This window comes from Mesorhizobium sp. CA15 (assembly GCF_020165215.1).
In the GTDB taxonomy this organism is placed as follows: Bacteria; Pseudomonadota; Alphaproteobacteria; order Rhizobiales; family Rhizobiaceae; genus Mesorhizobium.
In genome coordinates this window covers 190,620-216,972 of the sequence record NZ_JAIUHQ010000002.1, presented here as the reverse complement: position 1 = coordinate 216,972, position 26,353 = coordinate 190,620, and the positions used below count along the sequence as shown (strand labels likewise).

The following is a 26,353-nucleotide window of genomic DNA, read 5'->3' as shown; positions in this document are numbered from 1 at the left end:
AAGCCTTGGGCCCGGATGGCGCGCGGAAAGCCGCGGTATCCGGTCCAGGCGTCACAATCCGGAGAGGAAAAATGAACAAATACATCTGTGAATTCGTCGGAACCTTCGCGCTGGTCTTCTTCGGCTGCGCGACGGTTCTGTTCATGCGTTCCGAGGTCGGACTGCTCGGTGTTGCAATGGCCTTCGGCCTGTCGGTGATTGCGATGGCCTATTCGATCGGGCCGATTTCCGGCGCGCATCTTAACCCGGCGGTAAGCCTTGGCGTCTTTGTTTCCGGCCGGATGAAGTCCAACGATCTCGCCGGCTACGTGGTCGCGCAATGTCTGGGGGCGATCGCTGCCTCGGCGGTGCTCTACGTGATGGCGCAAGGCAAAGGCGGCGGCTATGACGTCGCGGCGAATGGTTTTGCCCAGAACGGCTGGTCGGCCTATTCGGCGACTTCGGCGTTCTTGTTCGAGGCAGTCGCCACATTCCTCTTTCTGCTCGTCATCTTGCGTGCCACCGCGGAGGACGGCGCGGGTGCTCTGGCCGGCCTGGCGATCGGTTTGACGCTGGTCATGATCCACCTCGCCGGCATTGCCGTGTCAGGGTCTTCGGTCAATCCGGCTCGCTCGCTAGGGCCCGCGTTGTTTGCCGGCGGAAGCGCGCTGTCGCAGCTCTGGCTCTATATCGTGGCGCCTTGCCTGGGCGCTGCCGCGGCCGGACTGGTGCTGCGCACCGGGATGATCGGCGCCAGCGAACCGGCACCGCAGCTCGCCTGATCGGCCGCTGCCTTTTTGTCGGTAAGATTCCCAAGCCCATGGCGGAACGCCATGGGTTTCTTTTTTACTGCGTGTTCAGACGAAGCCGCGCCGGATGCCATATTGCTCGAGCTTGCGGTAGAGCGTTGGCCTGGAAATGCCCAGCCGCTGCGCCACCCGGCTGAGATTGCCGCCCTCCGCGGTCAGCGCATTCTTCAACGCTTGGTGTTCCGCCTCGGCTAGCGTGCCAGCGGGCTCTTCGGGGGAGACTGCCGTGTTGCTGCCCGGCTGCGGCTCGGAACCGCCATCCGTGATTTCCTCGGGAAGGTCGTGCAGTCCGATACCACGGCCGCGCGCCAGGACGTGCAGCCGTCCGACGAGGTTCTTCAGCTCACGCACATTGCCCGGCCACCGATAGGCGAGCAATGCAGCGACAGCTTCCTGCGAGAATTCCAGCGGCTCGTCGCCTGATGCAGCGGCGATCTTCCGGTTGAAATGTTCGATCAGCAGCAGCACGTCCTCGCCGCGATCGCGCAGCGGCGGCACAGTGATCGAGACGGCGCCGATCCGATAATAGAGGTCGCGGCGGAAACGACCCGCAGCGACTTCCTGCTTGAGGTCTCGATTGGTCGAGGCGACGAGCCGGACGTCGACTGGCCGGCCTCGGCTGTCGCCGATACGGTGGACCACGCGCTCTTCCAGGACACGCAACAGAAACGGCTGGATCTCGAGCGGCATCTCGCCGATCTCGTCGAGGCTGAGCACGCCGCCATTGGCAAGCTCGAAGACACCCGGTTTGCCGTCGCGTGATGCGCCGGTGAAGGCGCCGGCGACATGGCCGAACAGCTCGCTGCCGAACAAGTCCTTTGTGATAGCGCCGCAATTCATCGCGATGAACGGGTCATTGTCCGTACGCCGGCTGCCGGCATGGACGAGCCGCGCGAACAGCTCCTTGCCGACGCCGGTCTCGCCTTCGACCAGCAGTGAGGCGACGCTTTTCGATCGCGCGACGCGGCAGGCGACATCGACTGCGGCAAGCAGTGCCTCGCTCTCGCCGACTATCATTGCGGCTGCGTCTTGAAGATGCTTGTCCGCCTCCCGGTTGATCACGGTCAGGCTCGAAACTGTCGGCGCCGACGGGAACACCAGCGCCGCGCCGCGCAAGTCGCCATCGAGCTTGAGCGGTGTGATGTGGCAGGAGCGCAGATGAGCCGGCAGAGCCCTGGCGATATCGGCCTCCGAACCCGACGACGGAAGGTTCATCAGCCAGCGGCCGCGGCCCGCGTCTATCGGGCCGCTGGTCATTTCGGCGGCTTCGCCGTCGGGCAGGTTGTTTCGGTAGATCGCGCGCCCGCGATGATCGACGATCACCAGTCCATCTTTTCGGCGATAGCCGGGAGCCGACGAAATGAAAGCTTCGAGCAGGCGTGTGCGCTGCTCCTGTTGCTGCTCTGCCAATGCTTTTTCGATCTGGCGGGCCGTGGCGGCGACAAGCGCGGTGTTGTGCGGTCGGAAGATCGGCGAGTAGCCTGACAAGTCGACGACCCCGACTATCTTGCCGTCCAGCGGATCGCGGATCGGCGCCCCGGCGCAGGTCCAGGACTTGATGCCGGCGCAGAAGTGCTCCGCCGCATGGACGAAAGTCGGTTCCCCGGTCCACAGCGCCGTGCCGATGCCGTTGGTCCCGACGGCGCCCTCATTCCATTTGCCGCCGATGGCCAGATGAATATCCATGCCGTCATGCAGGGTCTTCTTGTCGCCGATGGCATCGATCAGCACGCCGTCGCTGTCGGCAAGAACCAGCATCGCGCCGGTGCCCTCCAGCAACTGACCGATGGAAGCGAAGGATCGGCGCGCCGCCGAGAGCAGTTCGGCATTGGCCCGGGTCAGGTACTCGATTTCGTCGCGATCGCTGCTCAGCGGCGCTTCGATCCCCTGAGCGTTGATGCCGCCGGTGGCGCTGCGATACCAGGAGTCGTGAATGAGGGAGCGGACGTGGCTTGGGCGGATCGGATCGCGGACACATTTGGGCTCGTCCGCCAGAAAATCTTCCCAAGCGCGCATGGTGGCGCGCTCGTCATAGTCGATGCTGCCCAGAGCGATTTGATTGCCGGCCAACGACGCACGCGTCGGAAGAGCATCGATCTTCATCTGATTAGGCCCAGGATCGCGTTTCATTCAGTCATTACGGAACCTTCGAGGCATGCCAATGCTGTATGCTGTCTTGGATCGGACGTGCCGAAGCCGGTCCAATCGCTTACCGGTCAATTGATGCCCAGTTTCGCGCCGATGTCGGTGGCGAGCTGTTCTTCGGAGTAGCTGGCGGTGAGGCGACGCCCGTCCATTTCGGCAAGCTTCGCGGCGACGGCTTCGTCGACCGGCGCGACGTAGCCGTTCTGCTTGGTGGCCAAAACGAAAATGTGCTCGCCGCCGCGATCGCGGATATCGCCGATATGATGAAGCTGACGGCCTGTGTTTTGATCCTTCGAGATCACACGCCCATTGAGGCTGACATGCACGGACGGGTTGGCCTCGGCCACAGATCCGGTTGCGCCGCCAACGTGAAAGATAAGGCCTTGAGCCTTCGGTTCCTGACGTGGCTGTTTCGAAGCTGAATAACCGCCGGCGCTGAGCTGGTCGGCAAGGCGCACGATGGTTGAGCGGTTCTGCTCAATCAGCCTTTTGACTTGAGCATCCTCGCGCCGCGGGCCATCCCGCTTGGAGATGATCTCGACCATGAATCCTCCCAGATTCGTCGGCAGTGCCGGTATGGCAATTTTTCTTGCTTGCAGCGGACCTTACACTGCCACAGTCGAGTCCGCCATTCATATTAGGTAGTGCCGAAATGGATGTCGTTGGTAGCAGGTGGCTGCTACACCGGGGTATTCGTAGGTTGAGCAATGCCCGTGTCATGCCGCCTTGCTCTTCGATTCCGAGGGCTCGCTGTTGAATGAGTGTGCTGTTGCAGGAGACATTCTATTTCCCGTATCGCTGCTCCAGCGCTTCGGCAATATGTTCGCAAAGCAACTCCCCGGTGATGATGGTGACGTGGAGACGGATGCGTGCGCCCCGCGGATCGACCATCGTGACCACCGCGCCGCGGTCGGAGTATTCGAACGTGTCCAGAACCTTGTGAATGACAAAGTCAGCTACATTGGGTGCCGAGCCGGCGTGATTTTCCACGGCTTTCCTCCATCCCGAAATCAGCGGGTCCCTTTGGCAGCAGTCGCGTGCCTAGGCGGTCTCCTTCGACAGCTGCCCGATCGTTAAATATGTAGCGGATTACCTCAGCGTCCAGAAGAGTATTGACCCGCCATCCCTGTTGGGCGGCGAATATCTCTTTGTTCACAAGCGTAAAGGATAAGTGCCCCGGTCGTCATATCGTTGAAGCAGACAACGACGAAGTGCAGATTACGCTAAACGCCATCTTAAGTCAGCCTTAATACATTTCAGCGCGAGATTGGCGAGGCGCTTCCAATCAGTCCCGCTATTGGCGCCTGCGGGCGGGACTGACCTTATCAGGTCAGCGTTAACATGAAACGGTTCAAGGACATAAGTGTCGGCAGCAAGCTCACGCTGGGCTTTGGATTGGCACTGCTTTGCACCGTGACGGTCGGGGTATTTGGGGTCGCACAGCTGCGGTCGCTCAATAAGGTCACGAGCGAGATCACCGGAGTTTGGTTGCCCCAGGTGCAGATCGTCGACGAGATGAAGCGCAACCTTGCGGAGCACCGGCTCTACGCGACGCTGCGCATGCGTGCCGAAAACTCTCAGCAAATCGCTGACATCGACAAGGAGCTGGCGAGAGAGAGCGAAGAAATGCTCCAAGATCGGCGCGCCTACCGCAGGAGCGCCGGATCACCTGCCGAGCAGGAGCTGTTCGATCAATTCGTCAACCTCTGGACGGCGTATCAAGATTCCCTGTCGTCGATCATTCCACTTCTCGATACCGCGGAGCGAACGAAGGCCGCTAACGAGTTCGAGGTGGTGTCGCTCCCCACGATTGCGGCGGCGGCTCAGAGGCTGGATGGCCTCCTGGCACTCACAAATCAGCGCAGCAAGGCTGCCGCAGCCATCGCGGACCGCACCTACACCATCGCGCAGCGGCTCGTTTGGGCCGCGATCGCCTTTGCTGCCGTGTGCCTTGGCGTGCTTGTCGCCTGGATTCGCCATAATGTCAGCAAGCCGATCCTGGCCGTGAGCGAAGCGATGCACCGGTTGACGCGAGGGGAACACCGCTCGACGCTGGTTGCGCTCAGAAAGGATCGGCGCGACGAGGTCGGAATATTGTTCACGGCCTTTGCCGGCTACCGCGCCAGCCTGGAGCGCAGCACCACCCTGGCTCGTGATGCCGAGTTGGAGCGGCAGAATCTGGCTGCCGCTGCCGCGAACATGCCTGTGGGCCTGTGTATGTTCGATGCCGGCCGACGGCTGGTTTTCTGCAATCAGGCCTATGCCGACTTCTATCGCCTGCCGGAGGCCCTGACCCACCCTGGTTCCCGGTGGGACGATTTGATGCGTTTCCGGATTGCGGCGGGACTTTATGTAGGCCAGGACCCGGACAGATATCTGGAAGAGCTCTCGGCGACCATCGACCGCGCCGAGCGCGTCGTGAGCCTGGTGGAGCTCAGGGACGGGCGCACCATCGACCTCATTCATCAGCCGCTGCCGGGCGGCGGATGGCTCGCCACGCATCACGACGTGACCGACTTGCGGCGCAGCGAGGCTCGCATATCGCACATGGCTCGCCATGACGGGCTTACCGATCTTCCAAACCGGATATTGTTTCGCGAACGCGCCGAGGACGCCTTGGCCGAGATGGCTCGCAGAGATGGCAAGGTCGCCTTCCTTTGCCTCGATCTCGATCATTTCAAGACTGTCAACGACACGCTAGGGCATCCGGTCGGCGACGCCTTGCTCAAGGAGGTCGCCGCAAGGCTGAAGTCGATCGTGCGCGAGGACGACACTGTTGCCAGACTAGGTGGCGACGAGTTCGTGATCATTCAAAATGGGGTCGATCAGCCGGTCGAGGCCACCGCCCTTGCGCAACGCGTCATTGATGCGCTGAGCGCGCCTTATATCGCCGACGGCCATGGCGTCACCGTCAGCGCCAGCGTCGGCATCTCGATTGCGCCTGACGACGGCACAAACGCCGACCAGTTGCTCAAGAACGGCGACATGGCGCTCTATCGGGCAAAGGCGGAGGGTCGCAGAACATACAGGTTCTTCGAGCCGGACATGGATGCCCGCATGCAGGCGCGGCGGGTTCTCGAACTCGATCTGCGCGACGCGTTGGGACGGCAGCAGTTCGAGATCTACTACCAGCCGCTCCTCAATCTCGAAAGCGGCGAGGTCAGTTGTTTCGAGGCGCTGTTGCGCTGGCATCACCCGACGCGGGGTATCGTTTCGCCGTCCGAGTTCATCCCCTTGGCCGAAGAGATCGGCTTGATTGTTCCGATTGGGGAATGGGTGATCAAGCAAGCCTGTCTCGACGCAGCAAGCTGGCCCGAAGGCATCAGGGTTGCCGTCAACCTGTCGCCGACGCAGTTTCGCAATGCCCGCTTGCTCTCGACGATTGTCGCAGCGTTGGATACCTCGGGATTGCTCGCGAGCCGTCTCGAGCTTGAAATCACCGAGACCGTGCTGCTGGCCAACACCCAGGCCACTCTCGCGATGCTGCAACAGATCCACTTGCTGGGTGTCCATATCGCAATGGACGACTTCGGGACCGGATATTCGAGTTTGAGCTATCTGCGCTCGTTTCCGTTCGACAAGATCAAGATTGACCAGTCCTTCGTAAAGGACGCCGAGGATATCGACAGCTCCGTCGCCATCATCCGGGCCGTCACCAGCCTTGGCAACAGCCTTGGGATGCAGACCACCGCCGAAGGCATAGAGACGGCCGAGCAACTGGAACGGGTGCGAAGAGAAGGCTGCACGGAAGCGCAAGGCTTCCTGTTCAGTCGGCCACTACCGGCTCGGGAGATCCCCGCGATGCTGGAGCGCACACGTTCCGTCGTGGCCGGCGACATCAGCGAGCTTGCGCCCGAAACGACAGGCGAGCGGAAGAAAGAACGGGTCTCCGCTGGCCGGCTTGGCAGGAGTGCGTCTGCCCGGGGTTGACTGAAGTCGGCAGATGACCCGCGCAGAGAACAAACCTGCTCGCGGTACTTGCATAGCCAACGCACTGGCTCATATCGGCGGGGTCCTAATGAACGCGCCGGCGCGGCCGTGAGGTCGAAGCCGACGGTGTCATCCGGAATAGGCTCTGACGGGCTGCGGTTCGCAGGTCAGAGGGAAACCGATAGTCCGCCGTCAACCGCCAGCACATGTCCATTGACGTAACCGGCAGCGTCAGAGGCGAGAAACACCACGGCTCCGCCGAGTTCCTCAGGCTTGGCCCAGCGGCCTGCAGGGGTTCGTGCCTCGACCCATTTGGTGAAAGCCTCATCGTTGATAAGCGCGGTATTGAGCTCGGTGGCGAAATAGCCGGGGGCGATCGCGTTGATTGTTATGCCGTGACGGCCCATCTCGGCGGCGGCGGAGCGCGTCAGTCCATGCAGGCCCGCCTTTGCCGCCACATAGGCGTGAATGGTGGGACGGCCAAGGATCGCCGCAACCGATCCAGTGTTTATGATGCGGCCGAATTTGTTCGGCAGCATCAGACGCACTGCATCACGCATCATGCGAAAGCAGGCCGACAGATTGACGGCAATCACACGGTCGAAATCCTCGTCCTCCCATTCGACCAAAGGCCTGCGATGCTGGATGCCGGCGTTGTTGATCAGAATATCGAGGCGGCCGTGGCGTTCGACGATTGCTTGGAGCGCCGCCCTTGAGACCGCCGCGTCGGCAACGTCGAACGGCAGGGCTTCGGCCCCGATGCTTTCCGCCGCCGCGGAGAGGGCGTTCGTGCCGCGGGCGTTGACGATTACCGTCGCACCGTTTTCCGCAAGTGCTTTGGCCATGGCGAAGCCGAGGCCGCGCGAAGCACCCGTGACCAATGCGACACGGCCCTTGAGCGAGAACAATTCCGACATTGAAGCCCCTGGAGCGAGATGAGAATGCTTCAATCTAGCCGCATCTCGCTTCAACGAACGGGCGGGAGTTACCTCCCGCCCAAAAAACCCTATTTGGCGACGCAGGTATCCGCCGTCTGCGGAGTGCAGACGTCGAGGCCGGTGTAGGTCGGGTCAGCCGGCGGAGCCTTGCCGTCCTTCATATCCTTCAATGCCATCATCGTCTTGTAGCCCATTTCGAACGGCCGCTGGCCGACCTGGCCAAGGGAGAGACCTTCCTTCATCTGATCGATCTGGACGGGAAGCGTGTCGGCGACGACAAGGGCCAGGGCCTTCGAGGCGATCTTGTCCTTGTACGGGGCTACCGCAGCTCGGTTGGCATCTGGGATGAACTGCGGGAAGCCACCCGTTGGGATGAATGCGTCGAGGTTCGGGTTTTTCCCCATGATGTCCTCGAATTGCTGCACCGAAAGCGGGAAATCATCGTTGGTATAGAGCGGACAGCCTTCGATTTCGGTCCAGCCATTCTGGCCCGTCAGCCGGTCCCCGGGCGAGGCCGCCGATTTGGTGCCCGAAAGCGTATCGCGAATGCCCTGCATGCGCTCATTGTGGTTGGCCGCCGCCGCGCCGCCCGACTGGATACAGATCGTGCCGCCCTTGGGCTTAATCTGCATGGCAAGCTTGGCAAGGTTCACGCCGATCTCATAATTGTGGGTCCCGATATAGGCGGCGCGAAGATCCTTGTTCTCGGGCAGGAGGTCGGAATCCCAGGTGAGGACCGGGATGCCGGCTTCCTTGGCGGCCTGCAGCGCGACTGCCATCGCCGCGGCATTCGATGGCGACACGGCGATGCCGTCCACCTTCTTGGCAACCAGGTCCTGCACGATCTGTACCTGCTCGTCGCCGCCGCCATGCTCTCCGGGGCCAATATACATGCACTCCAGGGCCCCATTCGATTCGGCTTCGGCTTTCTTGCAGCCGTCGCGTGCCTGGTCGAAGAAAGGATTGTTCATGTTCTTCGGCACCAGGGCGAAAGTGTATTTCGCCTGGGCGCCGGAAACGGCGAGCACCATTGCGCCAAGCGCCACGGCCGCCGTCAACAGATGTTTTTTCATGGGACGTTCTCCTCCTTGGTGTGATCCCGCAGGCCTCCCGCCGGCGGGTTTCTAACGGCTTCGTTTGGGCATCAAGGCTGCCAGCGACGCTGCGAGCATCGATCTGCCGCCGGTTTGCATGCCCAAAAGAACCGCAAGAACGATGAAGGCGCCCACGAAGGCACCCTGCCAATTTGAATCGATGCCGGCCATCAGCAGTGCATTCCTGATCACCTCGAGGAAGGCCGAACCGATTATCGCGCCGAACGCCGTGCCGGCGCCGCCCATGAGGCTGGCTCCGCCAATGACTGTCGCGGCGATCACGCGCAGCTCATAACCTTGGCCCATGGCGTTGATGGCCGAGCCGTTGTAACCAAGCAGCAGCAGCGAGGCGAGCGAGGCGGTGAAAGCCGAGAAGACATAGGCCTGGAATTTGATCCAGTCGACCGGCACGCCGGTAAGCCGGGCGGCCTCCTCGTTACCACCGATGGCGAAGAGATGCCGGGCCCAGGCGGTGAAATTGAACACGAAGCCGACGATCAGGGCCAGAATCACCATAGTCCAAAACTGCGATGACAGTCCCGGTATCCAGTGGGGTGCCCAGTCCTGCGGCCCATGCAGCGGCCATCTCGCCTGACCGATCGCCTTCACGATCGGAGCATCGGGCCCGAACTGGTAGAGCATCTGGTTGGCCGAGAACACGACCGCCAGCGAACGCGCCACGGACAGCATCCCGAGGGTGACCACGAAGGACGGCATTCCGACATAAGCAACAAAGAACCCGTTGACCGCGCCGCAGGCCAGACCGGAGAAAAGGCCGATGGCGAAGGCGACGTACCAAGGATAGTGCCAGGTCAGGAACAGGCCGGCGACGATGGCCACCAGGCCCATGATCGAGCCGACCGACAGATCGATGCCACCGGTGATGATCACCACCGTCATGCCGAGCGCCATGAGGCCGAAAGGTGCGAAGTTGCGCGTGACGTTGGCGACGTTTTCGGAGGTGCCGAAGCTCGGCTCGATGGCTGTCATCAACGTGACGAGAGCAATGAGCGCGATTGTCACCCAGAATGGCTGACTTGAAACCACACGCTGCAGTGCCGTCTTCTCCTTGGTCGGGATGAAGTCCGCCATGGCCGGGCGGCCGGTTTCCACGAGCGACTCCCTGACGCTAACCGACTGCCGAGCACTATTCGCCACGGATGGCCCCCGTTATTAGTCCGGTGATTTCCTCGGGCGAGGTGTTGTCGACCTGCTTGTCGGCAACCTTCGAACCTCGCCTCAGCACGATGATACGATCTGCGACGGCGAAAACGTCAGGCATGCGGTGGCTGATCAACATGACCCCGACCCCTTGCGCCTTGAGGCGTCGGATCAATTCAAGCACTTCCGCCACCTGGCGTACGGAGATTGCGGCGGTCGGCTCGTCCATCAACACCAGCTTGGCGTTTGAAAGCCGGGTTCGTGCGATGGCTACCGCCTGGCGCTGCCCACCCGACATCTTCCTGACCAGGTCGCGCGGTCGGGTTTCCGATTTGAGTTCTTCGAACAGCGCTGCCGAGCGGTCGATCATCGCCTGCTTATTGAGCACCCTGATCGGCCAGAAGCCCTTCTTGATCTCACGGCCAAGAAAGACGTTCTGCGCGGCCGTTAGATTGTCGGCGAGCGCCAGGTCCTGATAGACGACTTCGATTCCTTTGGCACGCGCCTGGACGGGTTTGTGGAATTGACAAACCTCGCCGTCCACTACGATTTCGCCGTCGTTCGGCGGGAAGTTCCCGGCCACTGTCTTGACTATCGTCGACTTGCCGGCGCCGTTGTCCCCCATGAGACCCACGACTTCGCCCCGCTCTACCTGGAAGCTGACGTCGGTCAGGGCCTGGATGGCTCCAAAGTTCTTGGAAATATGGCGAACTTCAAGCACCGGCATCGCGGTCCTCCCCGGACAACATTGCCAACCTTGTCCCGGACTTATGCAAGACAGCTAATCAGCGAAACGCATTCAACACAATCATTATTAGATCAGGATTTTGGCGGCGTCGGAGCAAAGGTGCGACTTGCGGCGCAATAGGATCGTTGATACCGCCGGCTCGACTCTGCTTTGTCCGCAACGAACGGACTCCGGGCGTGCACCGGCCAGCATGCCGTTGAGAATAGCGCAACCGATGGCAATCTTGGCTTTCGGGCGACAAGGCGCGGACTCGTAGACGTCGGCCGATGTGTCCCTTATAGCGCCGAAGACGAGCACGTCTTCAATCTGCTCGCCTTTTCCTATCTCGAAGGTCGAATGAGCAGTTTACAACGGCTGCCTGAGTTTGGCGCCCAGTTTTGCGCCTGATGCCGGCCATTCAAGCAGAGCTTTGCCTCCGCCCGGAAGCGGACATCGCAGGGCGACAATGCCGGATGTCGTCGTATTCCAGAGGCAGACGACGCGAAATCGAATCCGCCACCCTCAGTGCGCTTGGTTCGGCGCCTCCCTACTGGCGACGCGGAGACGGATGCATTCGCCCTGCGGATCGACCCTCAGGACGGCTTGTCGTCCGGATGGCCGAGCTCGCAGAACCAGCCTCCGAGATACTTCACCGACGGTTTGGTTGGATCGGGAACTGGTGTCTTCGCCTCGACGGCGGCACGAAATGGTTCGGCGCTGTCCTGCGGGATAAATCCCAGGTGATTGGCGCCGCTGTTGTCGACCATCTTCAGCTTGTTGTTGGAAATGCCGAACGAAATCGTGTGGCCGACGCGCGGCGCGGTCAGCGATGCCTCGACCAGGCGCACGCAGTCGGCGAAGGAGAGATACGACCACAGCATGCGGCGGTCGGCCGGCTCGGGGAAGGACGAGAAGATGCGCAGGCATACCGTCTCGATGCCGAACTTGTCCCAATAGAGCCGGCTGAGACTCTCGACAAAGTTTTTCGACACGCCGTAGAGGCTGTCGGGACGCACCGGCGCGTCGACGCCGATATGCGCCTCGACCTCGTGGTAGCCGATGGCATGCACCGATGAGGCATAGATGACACGCTTGACGCCGTGTTTCCGCGCGCCTTCGTAAATGTGGTACGAGCCGCGGATGCTGGAATCGAGGATCGTCTGCCATTCGCATTCGAGCGGCGCGCCGCCGAAATGCACGATCGCGTCGCAATCCTTGGTTGCGGCGATCGTGGCTTCCATGTCGGCGAGATCGAAGACCGCTTCCTCTTCGTGAGGCGCGAGATCGTCGAACGGGTGGCGCCCCGCCAGGCGAATCGTCTTTGCCAGCGGCACCAGACCCTTGCGCAGCTCTGACCCAAGCCGGCCGGCGGCGCCGGTGATCAGGATACGTTCGTAATGCGGCATCGTTTACTCCACTTGCGAGACGGCGGTATTGATCCGCGAGATCGCCTCGGCCAGCACCTCTTCGCTGGTCGCGGTCGAGATGCGGAAATAGGGTGACAGTCCGTAGGCGACGCCGGGCACCGACGCTACCCGGCCTTCACTCAGCAGGTAATTCGCGACCGCGGTATCGTCCTCCAGCACGACGCCCTTCGGGGTCTTGCGGCCGATCAGGCTGGCGCAGCCGATATAGGCATAGAAGGCACCTTCCGGCGGCGACAGCGTCAGCCCGTTGATCTTCCTGATGCCGTTGACGACCAGATCGCGGCGCCTCTCGAAAGCCTGGCGGAAGCGCGCGACTTCGTCCTGCGGACCGTTGAGCGCGGCTACGGTCGCGGCCTGCGCGATCGAGCACACCGAGGTGCAGGACTGGCTCTGGATCGTCGACATCGCCTTGACGAGCGGCGCGGGTCCCGCCGCGTAACCGACGCGCCACCCGGTCATCGCGTAGGACTTCGACACACCGTTGACGATCAGCGTGCGGTCCTTGAGCTCGGGGCAGGCCTTGCCGAAGGAAACGAACTCGCGCCCGTCGAACAGGATGTGCTCGTAGATCTCGTCGGAGAGGACGAGCACTTGCGGGTGCATGGCTAGAATGGCGCCGAGTGCGCGCAAATCCGACTCCGAATAGACCGCGCCGGATGGATTACCCGGCATGTTCAGGAAGAGCCATTTCGTCCTCGGCGTGATTGCCTTTTCCAAGAGCGCTGGCGTCAGCCGGAAACCGGTGGTCTCCGGGCATTCGACGACGACCGGCGTGCCGCCGAGCAGCTTCACCATTTCGGGATAGGAGACGAAGTAGGGCGCCGGCAGGATTGCTTCGTCGCCCGTCTCCAGCGTTGCCATCAGCGCGTTGAAGATGATCTGCTTGGCGCCGTTGGCCACCACGATGTCATCGGCCGTGTAGTCCAGGCCGTTCTCGCGTCGGAATTTGCCGGCCACAGCCTGGCGCACCTCGGCCGTGCCGGCAGCGGCGGTGTAGAGGGTTTGTCCCGCTTTCGCCGCGAAATGCGCGGCATCGATGATGTGGAGGGGCGTCGGAAAGTCGGGCTCGCCCAGGCCGAGATCGATCACGTCCACGCCCCTGGCGCGTAGCGCCTTGGCGGCCTGCGAAGCGGCCATCGAGGCCGAAGGCTTCACCACCGAAAGGCGCGAGGCAATATAGCTCATCAGTCGTTCTCCGTGATGTAACCCTTGGACCGATCGTTGGCTCGTGCGGCCGCACGGCGTTTAGCCGGATCGCCATAGCCGCCGCCGCCTGGCAGTTCGAGGATCAGCCGGCGTCCCGCCGGCACATGCTGCCAGCCCTTGGGCCGCATCTTCGTGCCGTCGTCGAGCTTGACCACGCCGGCAGTGCCCGGCTTGCCGCCGTTACGGCCGTGGGCCGGATGATTGACGCGGTCGAACATGGCCGAGAAGTCGAATTCGTGGCCATCGGTCGCCTCGATCTCGATGATCTGTCCGAGGCCGCCGCGGAATTCGCCGTCGCCGCCGGAGTTAGGGCGCAGCTCCTTACGCCAGATGACGATCGGGCCGGTATGCTCGGTGGCCTCGATCGGCATGGTGTGGACGCCGGACGGGAAGGCTGTCGCCGACAAGCCGTCTAGCCCGGGGCGGGCGCCCATGCCGCCAGAGTTGAACATCAGCACCTCGGCGCGGCGGCCGGATCCGCCTGCAACCGGGCGTGCCGAAATGTGGATGTTCCAGAGAGCACCGGCGCCTTCGGCGAGGATCTTGCCAGGCAGCGCCTTGGCGAAGGCGCCCAGCACGAGATCGGGCACCATGTGGCCAAAAATATGCCTGAGCGCCACCGGCGCCGGTCGCACGGCGTTCAGGATGTTGACCGGTGAGGATACGGTGAAGAAGGCGAGCGAGGCTGCATTGTTGGGAATGTCGGGCGCCACCATGCATTTCAGCGCATAGCAGGCATAGGCCTTGCTGTAGATGATCGGGCAGTTGATGCCCCAGCGGCTCATCGGATCTGTGCCGGTGAAATCGACTTCGACATGGTCGTCGCGGACTGAGACCGTCGCTGCGAGCTTGACCGGCTCGTCATAACCGTCGGTCACCAGCTCGTTCGACCAGCTTCCCTTGGGTAGCGCCTCGATGCGCTCGAGCATCGCGTCGCGAGTGCGCGAGAAGATGAAGTCGCCGAGCCCGTCGAGCGAGGTGAGGCCGATCTCCTTCATCATGTCGACGAGGCGGCGATGGCCGACCTCGTTGCAGGCTGCGAGCGAATAGAAATCGCCGACGACCTGGTTGGGTTCGCGGACATTGGCGCGCAGGATGCGGACGAGGTCGAGATTGACCTTGCCCTTCTCGGCGAACTTCATGATCGGGATCTGGATGCCTTCCTCATAGACCGACTTGCCGTCGGCGCCGAAGCCGCGGCCCCCAACATCGACGACATGTGCGGTACAGGCGAAGAAGGCGACGAGCTCGCCGTTGAGGAAGGACGGCGAGACCATGGTGATGTCGTGCAGGTGGCCGGTGCCGAGCCAGGGATCGTTGGTGACGTAAGTGTCGCCCTCGAACATTTGATCGCGCGGGATCTCGTTCATGAAATGCAGCACGGCTTCGGCCATAGTGTTGACGTGGCCGGGCGTGCCCGTCACCGCCTGCGCCAGCATCTGGCCGCGCGGATCGAACACGCCGGCCGACAGGTCCCCGGATTCGCGCACCGAGGTCGAAAAGGCGGTGCGCAGCAGGGTGAGCGCCTGTTCCTCGACCACCGAGATCAACCGGTTCCACATGACCTGCATGCGGATTTCGCCAATATCGCTCATGCCTGGCTGCCTTTGCGGATCAGGAGGATCGCGCCGTCGCTCTGGATAACGGCATCGAAGCTGGTGGTGACGACGGTCGATGTCTCCCGCTCGACGATGACGGCCGGGCCAGCGATGCGATCGCCGGGGCACAGCGCTTCGCGTTCGATGATGCCGTAGCTCTGCGGCGCCCCCGTTGCCGGATCGAATACCGCGCGGGTCGTCGTCGGTGGGGTGGTCTTCTTGCCTGCGGTGAGCTCGTGCCTGGTGCCGGCCGGACGAATATCGGTCGCCTTCACCGACCAGGTGACGATCTCAATCTCCAGCCCGTCGAGCCCGTCGATGGCGCGGCCGAAGAAGCGCTGATAGCTGGTCTCGAACAGCGCCTTGAGCCTGGCGGCCGCATCGTCGCCGAACGGCTCGTCCGATACCGGCACGGGGATTTCCCAGCCCTGGCCGGCATAGCGCATGAAGGCGGTGATCTCGCAAACGATCTGGCCACTGGCGCCGGTGCGGACAAAGCCTTCGGCGGAGGCTTTGAGATCGGAGAGCAGGGCGTTGACTTCGGCCGGCTTGAAGCGCGAAAGGCGCGTCAGTTTCGAGGCCAGCGCCTCGTAGCCGAACGGCGCCTTGAGGAAACCGATCGCCGATCCAACGCCGGCGCCGCGCGGCACGATGCACTGATCGATGCCGAGCTTTTCGCAAAGCCTTGCCGCATGCAGAGGCGCTGCGCCGCCAAAGGCGATCATCAGATTGTCGGAAATGTTCTTGCCGTTCTCAACGGCGTGTACGCGGGCGGCGTTGGCCATGTTCTCGTCCACCACCTCGCAGATGCCGAAGGCGGTCGACATGGCATTCAGCGACAGGCGCTCGCCGACATCGCGCAGGATCGCTTGTTCCGATGCGCCCGTATCGAGCTTGATCGCGCCGCCGGCGAAATTGTTGGGGTCGAGCTTGCCGAGCACCAGGTCGGCGTCGGTGATCGCCGGGCGTTTGCCGCCGCGGCCGTAGCAGGCCGGGCCGGGTTCCGAGCCGGCGCTTTCCGGCCCGGTCTGGATACGGCCCATAGCGTCGACCCACGCGATCGAGCCGCCGCCGGCGCCGATCTCGATCATCTCGATTACGGGGATCGAGATCGGCATGCCGGAGCCCTTGGAGAAGCGATAGGTGCGCGCCACTTCGAAGGTTCTCGCCGTGCGCGGCGCAAAATCCTCGATCAGGCAGATCTTGGCGGTGGTTCCGCCCATGTCATAGGAGACGACCTTCTCCAGGCCGAAGCGCCGAGCGATGTCGGCGGCAAAAATGGCGCCGCCCGCGGGACCGGACTCGACCAGCCGGACAGGGAATTCAGAAGCAGTTTCCACCGAGATCAGGCCGCCGCCGGAATGGATCATGAAGACCGGGCACTCGGCGCCCATGTCCTTGAGGCGCGTCTGCAGGCGGGCGAGATAGTCGGCCATCTGCGGCCGCACATAGGCGTTGGCGCAGACCGTGTTGAAGCGCTCGAACTCGCGCATCTGCGGCGAGACCTCGGCGCTGATCGAGATCGGGATGGTGAGCTTGCGAGCGAGGATCTGGCGCGCCCGGCGCTCGTGGTCGGGGTTGGCGTAAGCGTGGATGAAGCCGATCGCCACCGAGCCGAAATTGCCGGCCAAGATCCGCTCGGCGATTGCTTCCAGCGCCGCTTCGTCGAGCGGCTGCAGTTCCTGGCCCTCGGCGCCGATGCGGCCCTTGACGGTGAAACGATCTTCACGCGGGATCAGCGGCGTCGGCAGCTGCAGGTTCAGATCGTACTGCTCGAACCGGTTCTCCGTCCGCATCTCGATCACATCGCGAAAGCCTTCCGTCGTGACGAGCGCGGTCCTGGCGCCGCGCCGCTCGATCAGCGCATTGGTGGCGAGCGTCGTGCCGTGGATGATGATGCCGATCTCGGCTGCCGAAATTCCGGCATCGCGGACGACGACGTCGATGCCGTCGAGGATCGCCTGCTCGGGCGCCGAATAATTGGTCAGCACCTTGGTCGAAAACATCGTTCCCCTGACATCGAGGGCGATGTCGGTGAAGGTGCCACCGATGTCCGCGCCGAGGCGGATGTCGTCTGATCTGGAGGTCATGCCGTGGCCTTCTGCGAAGCGAGTGCTGCGTCGCGCATCTGGGATAGGGTCTGCCGGGGCGTGAGCGCTTCGGGCGAGATGGCGATGTCGAGAACGGCGCCGGTCGCAGACTGCTGGGCCCGCCGGAACGCCGCCGCGAAATGCCCGGTGCTTTCGACGCGCTCGGCGTGAAAACCATAGGCCCTTGCCAGCGCCACGAAGTCCGGGTTTTCCAGCGAGGTGCCGGAGACGCGGGCCGGATAGTTGCGTTCCTGATGCGCGCGGATCGTGCCGTATATGCCGTTGTTGATGATGAGCACGATTGGCTGCGCGCCGGCCTGCATAGCCGTGCCGAGCTCCTGGCAGTTCATCTGGAAGTCGCCGTCGCCGGCAAAGCATACGACTGTGCGCTGCGGAAACGCGACTTTCGCGGCGATGGCTGCGGGCAGGCCATAGCCCATGGCACCAGACTGCGGGGCAAGCAGCCGCGCGTCCGGCCCGAACTTGAAGAACTTGTTCGGCCACACCGTGAAATTGCCGGCGCCGTTGGTGAGGATGACATCGGCCGGCAAGGTCTCGCGCAACCAGGCGGTGACCGCGACCATGTCGACCGGGCCGGGCTGGACGGGTGCCGCGAATGTGGCTTCATAGGCCTTGCGCGCCGCCGCGCGCCAGTTGGCCCAGCCACCTTTCACCGGCGTCAGCGCCTTGGCGAAAGCGTTCGGGCCGGCATGGACGCCGATCGCGGGCACGTAGATCTTGCCGATTTCGCGGTCGGAGCCGTGCACATGGATCAGCTTCTGGCGCGGCACCGGAACGTCGAGCAGCGTGTAGCCGTCGGTCGTCATCTCGCCGAAGCGGACATTGACAGCCAAGATCACGTCAGCATCGCGGATCAGCGTCTTGACATGCGCCACCATGCCGACGCCGGCTTCGCCAACGAAGACTGGCGAATGGTTGTCGAACTGGTCCTGGTAGCGGAAGGCGGCAATGACGGGGATGTCGGAAGCCTCGGCGAAGGCCTGGAGCGCGGCGCGTCCGTCCGCGGTCCAGTTAGCGCCGCCCATGAGCAGCACCGGCCTCTCGGCCGCAGCCAGCATCTCAAGCGCCGACGAAAGGGCATCCTGCGACGGAGCGGCTTCGAAAATCGAAGCAGGGCCGCTGAGCGGCGCGGCCTCGGTCGCGGTCGTCAGCATGTCTTCGGGCAGCGCGACGACGACGGGGCCGGGCCGGCCGGTCAAGGCGGTGGTCCAGGCGCGCGCCAAGATTTCAGGCAGGCGCTCAACGTCGTCGATCTCGACCGCCCATTTGGCGACGGTGCCGTAGACGGCGCGGTAGTCGATCTCCTGGAAGGCCTCGCGGCCCTTCATATCGGTGCCGACCTGGCCGACGAAGAGGATCATCGGCGAACTATCCTGCATCGCGGTGTGGATGCCGATGCTGGCATTGGTCACGCCTGGGCCGCGGGTCACTAAGCAGATGCCGGGCGATCCCGTCAGCTTGCCGTAGGCCGAGGCCATGAACGCCGCGCCGCCTTCATTGCGGCAAAGCACATAGTCCAGCCTCCCCTTGGTGTCGTGCAGCGCGTCGAGAACGGCGAGATAGCTTTCGCCGGGCACGCCAAAGCTCTTGGTCGCGCCCAAGGCGATCAGGCATTCGACAAGAAGGCGACCGCCATTGCGGACCATGCTTCGACATCCTCTTAAGCCGGTGGCAAGCGGACCGAGCCTGCCTTCGGATTTATACCTGCACTGCGGCCGGTCGACGCGAAATCAAGAAATGCGATCCATACGAAAGTTTTTCTTTCGCTATGCAATCCGCACCAAAACACTGGGGTTCATCATGCCCGACGGATCGAATGCATCCTTCAGCCGTGCCATGAGCTCCCGCTCCACCGGACTTCTGTTCCGGTCGGCCATGGCGATCTTGGCGCGGCCGAGCCCATGCTCGGCGGCGAAGCTCCCGCCCATATCGGTGGCTGAAGCGGCCAGCGCCTCAGCGAATACCGCGGCTTTCCCATCGAAATCGGCGCGGCCCGCCGGCGGCGACAGATTGTAGTGGATGTTGCCGTCGCCGAGATGGCCGAACGGGTTGATCCGCACGCCCGGAAGAATCTCGTGGCATAGTTTCGCGCCCGCCTCGATGAAGCGCGCGATCGCGCCCGGCGGCACGGAGATGTCGTGCTTGAGCTGCTCGCCCTCCAGCCGCTGGCCTTCCGGCTGCTCCTCGCGCAGGCGCCAGAACTGCGCCCGCTGCGCGCCCGAATTGGCCAGTGCGCCATCGACGACCAGGCCTTGCTCCATGCCCCATTCCAGCGCCGAACCCAGGATGTCGTCGAGGGCAACGCGCGTCGAGCCCGACGCCATCTCGACGAGCAGATAGACGTCGCCCCGCGTCTCCAGCTGATAGGCGAGGTCTGGAAGATGCTTGAGCGCGAGCGTCAGGCCGACATCCGAAAAGAATTCAAGGCCGGTAAGGAACTCTCCGGCCTCGCCACGCAGAAACGCGCCGAACGACACGGCGGCGGCGAAGTCGGACATCACCAGGAGGGCGCTCGCCCGCTGCTTTGGCGAAGGATAGAGCCTAAGGATTGCTCGCGTCACGATGCCGAGCGTGCCTTCCGAACCGCAGAACAGCTTGCGCAGCTGATAGCCTGCATTGTCCTTCTGTACCGCGCGCATTCCGTCCCACACCGTGCCGTCCGCCATGACGACCTCGAGGCCGAGGACCAGATCCTGCATCATGCCGAAGCGGAAGGCCTGGCTGCCGCCGGCATTGGTGCCGATCAGACCGCCGATCCTGGCGCTGCCTTCGGCCCCAAGATGCATCGGGAACATCAGGCCATGCGGCTCCAGTGCCTCGTGCAGCGCGGCGAGCACGACGCCTGCCTCAACCGCGATCGAGCCGCTCTCCGGATCCGGCTCGCCGATTGCGGTCATGCGCGACAGCGAGACGATAACCGCGTCGGGCTGCTCGGCGACGGCCCCACCACACAGGCCGGTATTGCCGCCTTGCGGCACGACTGCCAATCCTGCCTGCCGGCAAGCCTTGACGACCGCGGCCACCTCCGCGGTGTTGGCGGGGCGGGCGACGCCCACGGGCCGGACGCCGTAGCGGTTGAGCCAATCGCGCTGGTAAGGTTGGGCATCATCGCCCGAAAGCCAGCCTTTCGGTCCGAGTATCCCGCGCAGGGCGACTATAGGATCGGTCATTGAAATTCCTGCTGATGTGCGCGCGAACGTTGCATCTCCCGGGATGCTGTTCAATGACCCAGCACCTGCGACAGAAATTGACGGGTTCGCTCGTTTCGGGAGGACGTGAAGAACGCCTCCGGCGGCGCCTCTTCGACGATCTCGCCGCCGTCCATGAAGATGACTCGGTCGGCGACGCGACGGGCGAAGCCCATTTCGTGGGTCACGCAGATCATCGTCATGCCTTCGGAAGCGAGCGTCACCATGACATCCAGCACCTCGGCGATCATCTCCGGGTCGAGTGCCGAGGTCGGCTCGTCGAACAGCATGATCTGCGGCTGCATGCAGAGCGCGCGGGCGATCGCGACGCGCTGCTGCTGGCCGCCGGAAAGCTGGCTCGGAAACTTCATCGCCTGCTCAGGGATTCGCACCTTCTCCAGAAAGCGCCTGGCCGTCGTCTCGGCTTCCGCGCGCGGCCGCTTGCGCACGATCATTGGCGCGATCATGCAGTTCTCCAGCACCGTCATGTGCGGGAACAGATTGAAGTGCTGGAACACCATGCCGACTTCGCGCCTGATCCCGTCGATATTGCCGACGTCGTCGTTGAGCTCGGTGCCAAGCACGGCGATGCGGCCGCCGTCATGCTGTTCGAGCCGGTTGATGCAGCGGATCAGGGTGGATTTGCCGGAGCCTGACGGACCGCAGATGACGATCCTTTCGCCGCGCCCGACGGAGAGGTTTATCTTTCGCAGCGCGTGGAACGACCCGTAATGTTTGTCGAGACTTTCGATTTGCACGGCCGAGCCGGACGGGAGCGTCGATTCCATGCATGCCTCCTTAGCGGTCGCCGACCGCCATGCGCCGCTCGAGGTAAGCGCCGTAGCGGGACAGGCTGAAGACGAAGACGAAATAGATGAAGGCAATGAAGGCATAGACCTCGACATAGGCGAAGCGCCATTCGCCGGTGCCATAGGCGGCGTTGCCGGAGGCCAGGATCTCGAAGAAGCCGACGATGACCACCAGCGAGGTCTCCTTGAACGAGATGACGAACTGGTTGATCGTGGCCGGCAGCGCGTTGCGCATCGCCTGCGGCAGAAGGATGCGGCCGATACGCTGCCAGTAGCTCATGCCGAGCGCCATGGCGGCTTCTTCCTGCCCGGCCGGGACGCCCTGCATGCCGCCTCTGACGATCTCGGCCTGATAGGCGGAGAAGAACAAGGCGGAACCCAGGATCACCCGGTAGAGCTTGTCGCCCGCCAGCCACTGCGGCAAGGCGAAAGGCAGGACGATGGCGAAGGTGAACAGGATCGAGATCAGCGGCAACGACCGGACCCCATCGATGATGAGACCGGTGGTCCTGGATATCCATGGCAGCTTGGAGCGGCGCAGCAGCGCCAGGCAGACCGCCAGCGGGAAGCCGATCAGACAGGTGGTCACGAAGATGAAGAGGGTGAGCGCCAGCCCGCCCCAGGCTTCCTCGCCGACATAGGAAAGGCCGAGCACGCCGCCTTTCATCAGCACGTAGTACGACGCTGCTCCTGCTCCCCACACCAGCGCGATCCGGCGTCCGGTCCAGAAGGCCGGAATACAGCTCAGCACCGTCATCACCACCACGGTCAGGCAAGCGAGCGCGGAGCGCCATTGCTCTTCGAAGGGATAGAGGCCGAACAGGATGATCCGCCACCGGGCAGCGATGACCGACCAGCAGGCTCCTGCCGCCGCCTGGCACGCCTCTGGCCCGCCACTCGTGGTGAAGACGGCAGAGAAGACTGCCCAGTTGAGCAGTTTCCAGACGATAGAGACCATGATCGCCAAGGAGATCAGCGACAGCAGCGCCTGGAGCGGCGTCGCGAAGAAGCGGCGCTTCAGGTCTTCGAGCCTGCCCGGGGCAGGGGGGGCGACAATGACCATCTCCATCTCTGTCATCCCCTCAGTTGATTGCCCTTGAGGGCAATGGCCTTGTTGATGCGGTTGAAGACGGCGGCGAGGCTGAGATTGATGGCGAGGAAGCCTCCCATCAGGATGCCGATCACTTCCAGGGTCTGGCCGGAATGATTGATGGTCAACGCCACGATCATGAAGAAGTCGGTGAAGCCGACGGCAATGCCCATGGTCGTGGCCTTCATCAGCCAGACATACTGGTTGGCAAGGATCGGCAGCATGGCCCGCAACGCCAGCGGCAGACGCACCAGCGTGAAGACGCGCCATGGGCTCAAACCGAGCGAGCGTGCAGCTTCCATCTGGCCCATGCCGACAGATTTGAAGCCGCCGCGCACGATTTCTGCGATGTAGGAGCCGCCATAGATGGCGATCGCGATAGCCAAGGCGGAGAATTCCGGCGGAACGCGCAGGCCGCCCCTCAGGTTGAGGCCTTCCAGGGCCGGGAAATCGAGCAGCGGTGCGTCAGGCAGACGTCCTACCACCAAAACGATGGCCGCGCAGGCCAGCGCCGCAGCAGCACCGGCAAGCTGAATGGTGGCACGCTGGCCGAACGGCTGGCTGAGCCGTGACGTCCTGCCCAGCCAGACCGGCAGCGCGATGGCGGCGATCACGGCCGATGTGGCCAGCGCCATTGCCATCCCGCCGACATTCGGCGCCGGCACGTAGAGGCCGCGGCTGGTCAGCAGAAAGCCCCAGGCTTCGTGCGCAGCGCGCGGCGTCGGCAGGTGCGTGATCAAAGCGTACCAGAAGAAGACCTGGAGGATCAGCGGGATGTTGCGGAAGACGTCGACATAGGTGCGGCCGAGCAATCGCGCCAGTTCGTTGGATGAGGTCCGCGCCAGGCCGACGATCGTCCCGACGAGCGTTGCCAGGATCAGCCCGGTGCAGCCCAGGAACAGCGTGTTGATGATGCCGATGAGGAAGAACCACCAATAGGGATCGTTGGCCGTGGCCGGCAGCAACGAGAAGTTCACGTCCCAGCCCGTCGACTTGTAGAGGAAATCGAATCCCGAGGTGATCCCTTGCTCCGCGAGATTCCGCCGCGCGATGATGATGCCTGCGAGCACCAGGGCCGCAAGCGAACCGACATAGACGACCTGCAACAACGCGCTGCGGACCTTCTGATTTCTCAGCAGGCTGACCATTGATCAATCCTTCTCGAATTGCCGCCGGCCCCGCCCGGCCGAAGCCAGGCGGGAGCCTTGAGCGGTAACACCGTCAGACGTGGATCAGTCGATCACCAGCGGGAACAGGACGCCGCCATTGTTCCAGAGGTTGGTTAGCTCGCGATCCATCTTGTAGGGCGAGTCCTTGCCTAGGTCGCGATCGAAGATCTCGCCGTAATTGCCGACCTTCTTGATCACGTTGTAGGCCCAATCGTCGGAGAGTCCGAGGCCCTTGCCCATGCCGGGCGTCACGCCAAGGAACTTCGCCACCTGCGGCGAGGTCGGCTTGGCCTTGATCTCGTCGACGTTCTTGGAGGTGATGCCTTCCTGCTCGGCGAAGATCAGTGTGCTCAGCGTCCAGTTGGCGATGTCGACCCAATTGTCGTCGCCCTGGCGCATGATCATGACTTCCGGCTCTACCGCGAGCACGTCGGGCAGGATGACATGGTCTTCGACCTTGCTCTTGGCGATGCGGGCGATGGCCAATGTCGGACCCCACTGCGCATAAAGATCGCAACGGCCGGAGAAGTAGGCCTGCTCCAACTCTTCCGTCTTTTCGATCAGCACCGGCTCGAGCTTGATGCCGAGCTTCTGGGCGTAGGCGGCGACCTGCTGTTCCTGCGAGGTGCCGGCGGGAATGCAGATCGTGCCGCCATTGGCATCCTTGAGCGATTTCAGGTTGAGCTCCTTATGCGCCATCACCTTGGTGGTGCCGAGGTAGTAGGACATCGAGAATTGCAGGCCGAGCTCGGTGTCGCGGCTGAGTGTGCCGCCCGAGGCCTTGATGATGATGTCGACATCGCCCGACTGAAGCGAGGGCCAGCGCTGCGCCCAGCTGATCGGCACGACCTTCAGCTTCGCAGGATCGCCGAACACGGCGGTCGCCACCGCCTTGCAGAGGTCGATGTCCATGCCCTTCCAGTTGCCTTTGTCGTCCACTTCGGCGAAGCCGAGATAGGAGCCGTCATGGCCGGTGCAGTTGAGCACGCCGCGGGCCTTCACGGTCTCCAGCGTCTTGCCGCCGGCGGCTTCAGCCGGCGCCGCCAGATGCGCGAGGCCCAGGGCCATGGCGGCGGCCCCCCATTTGATCATTTTCATAGTTGTTGTCTCCACTGTTGAGGTTGTTCCGTTTCTTGTTGTTGGAGCCCCGCAAGATGTCTTCGGGACTCGGTCTCGAAGCCGCCTCTCAGTCGGAAAGCGGGGTCGGTTTCGGCAAGGAGAGTTTCAGGTCGCTCCGCCAATCCTCCTGGGCCAGCCACCGATGGAGCGCTGCCACCGCCTTCACGCGCAGATGCCCGCGCGGGACGACGAGGTAGAAACCCGGCACTTCCTCCGGCTTCATATCGGCAATGGCGTCGCGGCCGATCGGCGCCACCAGCGCGCCGGAGCGGAAATCTTCCTCGGCATCGATCACGGAAACCAGGCCGACGCCGATGCCTTGCAGGGTCGCCCGACGCATGGTCGCGGCATCGTCGAAGCTGATGCTGCGGTCTCCATCCGTCAACTCGACGCCAAGGTGCCGCAGAATATCCGGCCACAGGCGCTTCGACTTGACGGTGTCGAGCAGCGTGAACTTCGTGAGATCGTGCGCCGACTTGATCTTTTCGCCGATTGCCGGCGTGCAGCAAATGATCTTCGGATCCGGCACCAAGAGCGTGGTTTCGTAGTCCGGCCAGTTGCCGTAGCCCCACTGCACGGTCATATCGATGTCGTCGCGCCCGAAGTCAGGCAGGTCGACCATCGTCGTCAGCCGCAGATCGGCGCCCGGCAGCATCTCGCGGAAGAGCGAGAGCCTGGGCAGTAAATAGTGCGTGGCGAAGTAGGGGCTGGCATTCAGGTTGATGCGGTCGCGGTAGTTCGACTTAGTGACGCGGCGGACACCTTCGGAAAACTCCTCGAAGCCGGCCTTGACGTAGTGCGAGAGCAAAATGGCGGATTCGGTCAGCTCGATCGAACGACCCTTGCGCTCGAACAGCGTCACCTGGAGCGTGTCCTCCAGCAGCTTGATCTGCTGCCCGACCGCTTGCGGCGTGACCAGCAATTCGTCGGCTGCCTGCCTAAAACTCTTGTGCTGCGCGACGGCGTGGAAAACGCGCAGCGCATTGAGCGATGGGAGGCGAAGCTTGCCGGTCATGGGAATTCCGCCTCCTTTCGTTCGAGACTCCGTCGAGCATGCACTGCTGAATGTCAGCCGGGCCGGGCTGATGAAGTTGGTTCAGGCGTAGATGTAACCACCTGAGACAATGACGTTTTCGCCGGTCATGTAGGTATTCTTGGGTCCGCCGGTCATGAGTACCCACTCGGCGATTTCCGTCGGCTCGGCGCCGCGGCCGAGAGGGCTTGCCTTAGCCAGCTCCTCGAGAAAACCGAGCGCCTTTGCTTTCTCCGTGGCCATGCCGGCGGGTGCGACGGAATTCACCAGGACGCCGTCCTTGGCGACGTGATGGGCAAAGGAGCGCGTCAGGCTGACGACGGCTGCCTTCGTCGCTGCATAATGGGCGTTCTGCGGATGCGCCTTGAAGGCATCGACCGAGGTGAGGTTCACAATCCGCCCGCGGACATGGTTCTTCGGCTCTTGCGCCTGCATGTGGCGAACCGCGGCCACCATCATGTGATAGGTGCCCTTGATGTTGATGCCGTTGGAGGCGTCCCAATCGGCGTCGGTGATTTCGAGCAGCGGACGGCGCGGATAGATGGCGGCGCAATTGATCAGCGTGTCGATGCGCCCGAGCTTCGAAACGATGGCGTCGAAAGCGGCATGGCACTGCGGGCCGACCTGGATGTCGCAAGTCGCCGCTGCGGTCGGCAGGCTCTTGGCCTTTGCCGGATCGAGCGCGCTCTGCGCTGCTTCCTGGTTGATGTCGATGATACCGATCTTTGTCGCTCCGGCCTCCACGGCCATGCGGGCGAGAAGAGCGCCGAGGCCTGCGCCGCCGCCAACGATCAGAACGGAAAGGTCTTTCATCCTGTTT

21 protein-coding genes are annotated in these 26,353 nt (G+C 63.1%); 2 read left to right on the top strand and 19 right to left on the bottom strand.

What is annotated here, in order from left to right; all coding sequences use genetic code 11:
- Positions 1–71 precede the first annotated feature (71 nt).
- On the top strand, positions 72–761 hold the full coding sequence (locus tag LB515_RS04475) for an MIP family channel protein (RefSeq protein ID WP_224542959.1): 690 nt from the start codon (positions 72–74) through the stop codon (positions 759–761).
- 75 nt (positions 762–836) lie between these two features.
- On the opposite strand, the gene LB515_RS04470 is transcribed toward LB515_RS04475, so the two are convergent.
- From LB515_RS04470 to LB515_RS04460, 3 genes are all read right to left on the bottom strand, one after another.
- Positions 837–2,891, bottom strand: coding sequence for a sigma-54-dependent Fis family transcriptional regulator (locus LB515_RS04470; RefSeq protein WP_224706879.1), 2,055 nt, complete (start codon positions 2,889–2,891; stop codon positions 837–839).
- A 113-nt stretch (positions 2,892–3,004) separates the two neighbouring features.
- Positions 3,005–3,478 carry a hypothetical protein gene (locus LB515_RS04465; RefSeq protein WP_224706878.1) on the bottom strand — a complete coding sequence of 158 codons (474 nt, stop codon included), beginning with the start codon at positions 3,476–3,478 and terminating at the stop codon, positions 3,005–3,007.
- 238 nt (positions 3,479–3,716) lie between these two features.
- Positions 3,717–3,923 (bottom strand): hypothetical protein, encoded by a 207-nt coding sequence (locus tag LB515_RS04460; protein WP_224706877.1) that lies wholly within the window; start codon positions 3,921–3,923, stop codon positions 3,717–3,719.
- A gap of 351 nt (positions 3,924–4,274) precedes the next feature.
- Between LB515_RS04460 and LB515_RS04455 the strand changes: the two genes are divergently transcribed.
- Positions 4,275–6,863 (top strand): EAL domain-containing protein, encoded by a 2,589-nt coding sequence (locus tag LB515_RS04455; RefSeq protein WP_224706876.1) that lies wholly within the window; start codon positions 4,275–4,277, stop codon positions 6,861–6,863.
- 167 nt (positions 6,864–7,030) lie between these two features.
- Here the strand turns inward: LB515_RS04455 and LB515_RS04450 are convergent, their stop codons facing one another.
- From LB515_RS04450 to LB515_RS04375, 16 genes are all read right to left on the bottom strand, one after another.
- Positions 7,031–7,780 (bottom strand): glucose 1-dehydrogenase, encoded by a 750-nt coding sequence (locus tag LB515_RS04450; RefSeq protein ID WP_224706875.1) that lies wholly within the window; start codon positions 7,778–7,780, stop codon positions 7,031–7,033.
- Positions 7,781–7,869: 89 nt separating this feature from the next.
- On the bottom strand, positions 7,870–8,874 hold the full coding sequence (locus LB515_RS04445) for a sugar-binding protein (RefSeq protein WP_140839134.1): 1,005 nt from the start codon (positions 8,872–8,874) through the stop codon (positions 7,870–7,872).
- 51 nt (positions 8,875–8,925) lie between these two features.
- A complete protein-coding gene (locus LB515_RS04440) occupies positions 8,926–10,008 on the bottom strand; it encodes an ABC transporter permease (RefSeq protein WP_224706874.1) in 1,083 nt (360 codons plus the stop codon).
- A 34-nt stretch (positions 10,009–10,042) separates the two neighbouring features.
- Positions 10,043–10,783, bottom strand: a complete 741-nt coding sequence (locus tag LB515_RS04435; protein ID WP_224706873.1) for an ATP-binding cassette domain-containing protein — start codon at positions 10,781–10,783, stop codon at positions 10,043–10,045.
- A 593-nt stretch (positions 10,784–11,376) separates the two neighbouring features.
- On the bottom strand, positions 11,377–12,189 hold the full coding sequence (locus LB515_RS04430) for an NAD-dependent epimerase/dehydratase family protein (RefSeq protein WP_224706872.1): 813 nt from the start codon (positions 12,187–12,189) through the stop codon (positions 11,377–11,379).
- Positions 12,190–12,192: 3 nt separating this feature from the next.
- Entirely contained in the window at positions 12,193–13,395 is a 1,203-nt protein-coding gene (locus LB515_RS04425; protein ID WP_224706871.1) for a pyridoxal phosphate-dependent aminotransferase, read from the bottom strand.
- Complete coding sequence (locus LB515_RS04420) at positions 13,395–15,011, bottom strand: hydantoinase B/oxoprolinase family protein (RefSeq protein WP_224706870.1); 1,617 nt, start codon at positions 15,009–15,011, stop codon at positions 13,395–13,397. Before LB515_RS04420 ends, LB515_RS04425 begins: the two co-directional genes overlap by 1 nt.
- Positions 15,008–17,104 (bottom strand): hydantoinase/oxoprolinase family protein, encoded by a 2,097-nt coding sequence (locus tag LB515_RS04415; RefSeq protein ID WP_224706869.1) that lies wholly within the window; start codon positions 17,102–17,104, stop codon positions 15,008–15,010. The genes LB515_RS04420 and LB515_RS04415 overlap by 4 nt, the downstream gene beginning before the upstream one ends.
- Positions 17,101–18,771 carry a thiamine pyrophosphate-binding protein gene (locus LB515_RS04410; RefSeq protein ID WP_224706868.1) on the bottom strand — a complete coding sequence of 557 codons (1,671 nt, stop codon included), beginning with the start codon at positions 18,769–18,771 and terminating at the stop codon, positions 17,101–17,103. The genes LB515_RS04415 and LB515_RS04410 overlap by 4 nt, the downstream gene beginning before the upstream one ends.
- A gap of 120 nt (positions 18,772–18,891) precedes the next feature.
- Positions 18,892–20,295, bottom strand: coding sequence for an FAD-binding oxidoreductase (locus LB515_RS04405; RefSeq protein ID WP_224706867.1), 1,404 nt, complete (start codon positions 20,293–20,295; stop codon positions 18,892–18,894).
- A 50-nt stretch (positions 20,296–20,345) separates the two neighbouring features.
- Positions 20,346–21,101 (bottom strand): amino acid ABC transporter ATP-binding protein, encoded by a 756-nt coding sequence (locus tag LB515_RS04400; protein ID WP_224600605.1) that lies wholly within the window; start codon positions 21,099–21,101, stop codon positions 20,346–20,348.
- Positions 21,102–21,111: 10 nt separating this feature from the next.
- Positions 21,112–22,185, bottom strand: coding sequence for an amino acid ABC transporter permease (locus LB515_RS04395; RefSeq protein ID WP_224706866.1), 1,074 nt, complete (start codon positions 22,183–22,185; stop codon positions 21,112–21,114).
- Between the two features lie 11 nt (positions 22,186–22,196).
- Positions 22,197–23,360, bottom strand: a complete 1,164-nt coding sequence (locus tag LB515_RS04390) for an amino acid ABC transporter permease (RefSeq protein WP_224706865.1) — start codon at positions 23,358–23,360, stop codon at positions 22,197–22,199.
- A gap of 84 nt (positions 23,361–23,444) precedes the next feature.
- The gene (locus tag LB515_RS04385) at positions 23,445–24,479 is read right to left on the bottom strand and encodes an amino acid ABC transporter substrate-binding protein (protein ID WP_224542945.1); all 1,035 of its coding nucleotides are present in this window, start codon (positions 24,477–24,479) and stop codon (positions 23,445–23,447) included.
- An 88-nt stretch (positions 24,480–24,567) separates the two neighbouring features.
- Entirely contained in the window at positions 24,568–25,515 is a 948-nt protein-coding gene (locus tag LB515_RS04380) for a LysR substrate-binding domain-containing protein (RefSeq protein WP_224523045.1), read from the bottom strand.
- A gap of 81 nt (positions 25,516–25,596) precedes the next feature.
- A complete protein-coding gene (locus LB515_RS04375; protein WP_140630296.1) occupies positions 25,597–26,346 on the bottom strand; it encodes an SDR family NAD(P)-dependent oxidoreductase in 750 nt (249 codons plus the stop codon).
- Positions 26,347–26,353 lie beyond the last annotated feature (7 nt).

Coding starts and splice junctions, on each gene's coding strand:
- LB515_RS04475 (WP_224542959.1), top strand. CDS start 72: ATGAACAAATACATCTGTGAATTCGTCGGAACCTTCGCGCTGGTCTTC.
- LB515_RS04470 (WP_224706879.1), bottom strand. CDS start 2,891: ATGAAGATCGATGCTCTTCCGACGCGTGCGTCGTTGGCCGGCAATCAA.
- LB515_RS04465 (WP_224706878.1), bottom strand. CDS start 3,478: ATGGTCGAGATCATCTCCAAGCGGGATGGCCCGCGGCGCGAGGATGCT.
- LB515_RS04455 (WP_224706876.1), top strand. CDS start 4,275: ATGAAACGGTTCAAGGACATAAGTGTCGGCAGCAAGCTCACGCTGGGC.
- LB515_RS04450 (WP_224706875.1), bottom strand. CDS start 7,780: ATGTCGGAATTGTTCTCGCTCAAGGGCCGTGTCGCATTGGTCACGGGT.
- LB515_RS04445 (WP_140839134.1), bottom strand. CDS start 8,874: ATGAAAAAACATCTGTTGACGGCGGCCGTGGCGCTTGGCGCAATGGTG.
- LB515_RS04435 (WP_224706873.1), bottom strand. CDS start 10,783: ATGCCGGTGCTTGAAGTTCGCCATATTTCCAAGAACTTTGGAGCCATC.
- LB515_RS04430 (WP_224706872.1), bottom strand. CDS start 12,189: ATGCCGCATTACGAACGTATCCTGATCACCGGCGCCGCCGGCCGGCTT.
- LB515_RS04425 (WP_224706871.1), bottom strand. CDS start 13,395: ATGAGCTATATTGCCTCGCGCCTTTCGGTGGTGAAGCCTTCGGCCTCG.
- LB515_RS04420 (WP_224706870.1), bottom strand. CDS start 15,011: ATGAGCGATATTGGCGAAATCCGCATGCAGGTCATGTGGAACCGGTTG.
- LB515_RS04415 (WP_224706869.1), bottom strand. CDS start 17,104: ATGACCTCCAGATCAGACGACATCCGCCTCGGCGCGGACATCGGTGGC.
- LB515_RS04410 (WP_224706868.1), bottom strand. CDS start 18,771: ATGGTCCGCAATGGCGGTCGCCTTCTTGTCGAATGCCTGATCGCCTTG.
- LB515_RS04405 (WP_224706867.1), bottom strand. CDS start 20,295: ATGACCGATCCTATAGTCGCCCTGCGCGGGATACTCGGACCGAAAGGC.
- LB515_RS04400 (WP_224600605.1), bottom strand. CDS start 21,101: ATGGAATCGACGCTCCCGTCCGGCTCGGCCGTGCAAATCGAAAGTCTC.
- LB515_RS04395 (WP_224706866.1), bottom strand. CDS start 22,185: ATGGTCATTGTCGCCCCCCCTGCCCCGGGCAGGCTCGAAGACCTGAAG.
- LB515_RS04390 (WP_224706865.1), bottom strand. CDS start 23,360: ATGGTCAGCCTGCTGAGAAATCAGAAGGTCCGCAGCGCGTTGTTGCAG.
- LB515_RS04385 (WP_224542945.1), bottom strand. CDS start 24,479: ATGAAAATGATCAAATGGGGGGCCGCCGCCATGGCCCTGGGCCTCGCG.
- LB515_RS04380 (WP_224523045.1), bottom strand. CDS start 25,515: ATGACCGGCAAGCTTCGCCTCCCATCGCTCAATGCGCTGCGCGTTTTC.
- LB515_RS04375 (WP_140630296.1), bottom strand. CDS start 26,346: ATGAAAGACCTTTCCGTTCTGATCGTTGGCGGCGGCGCAGGCCTCGGC.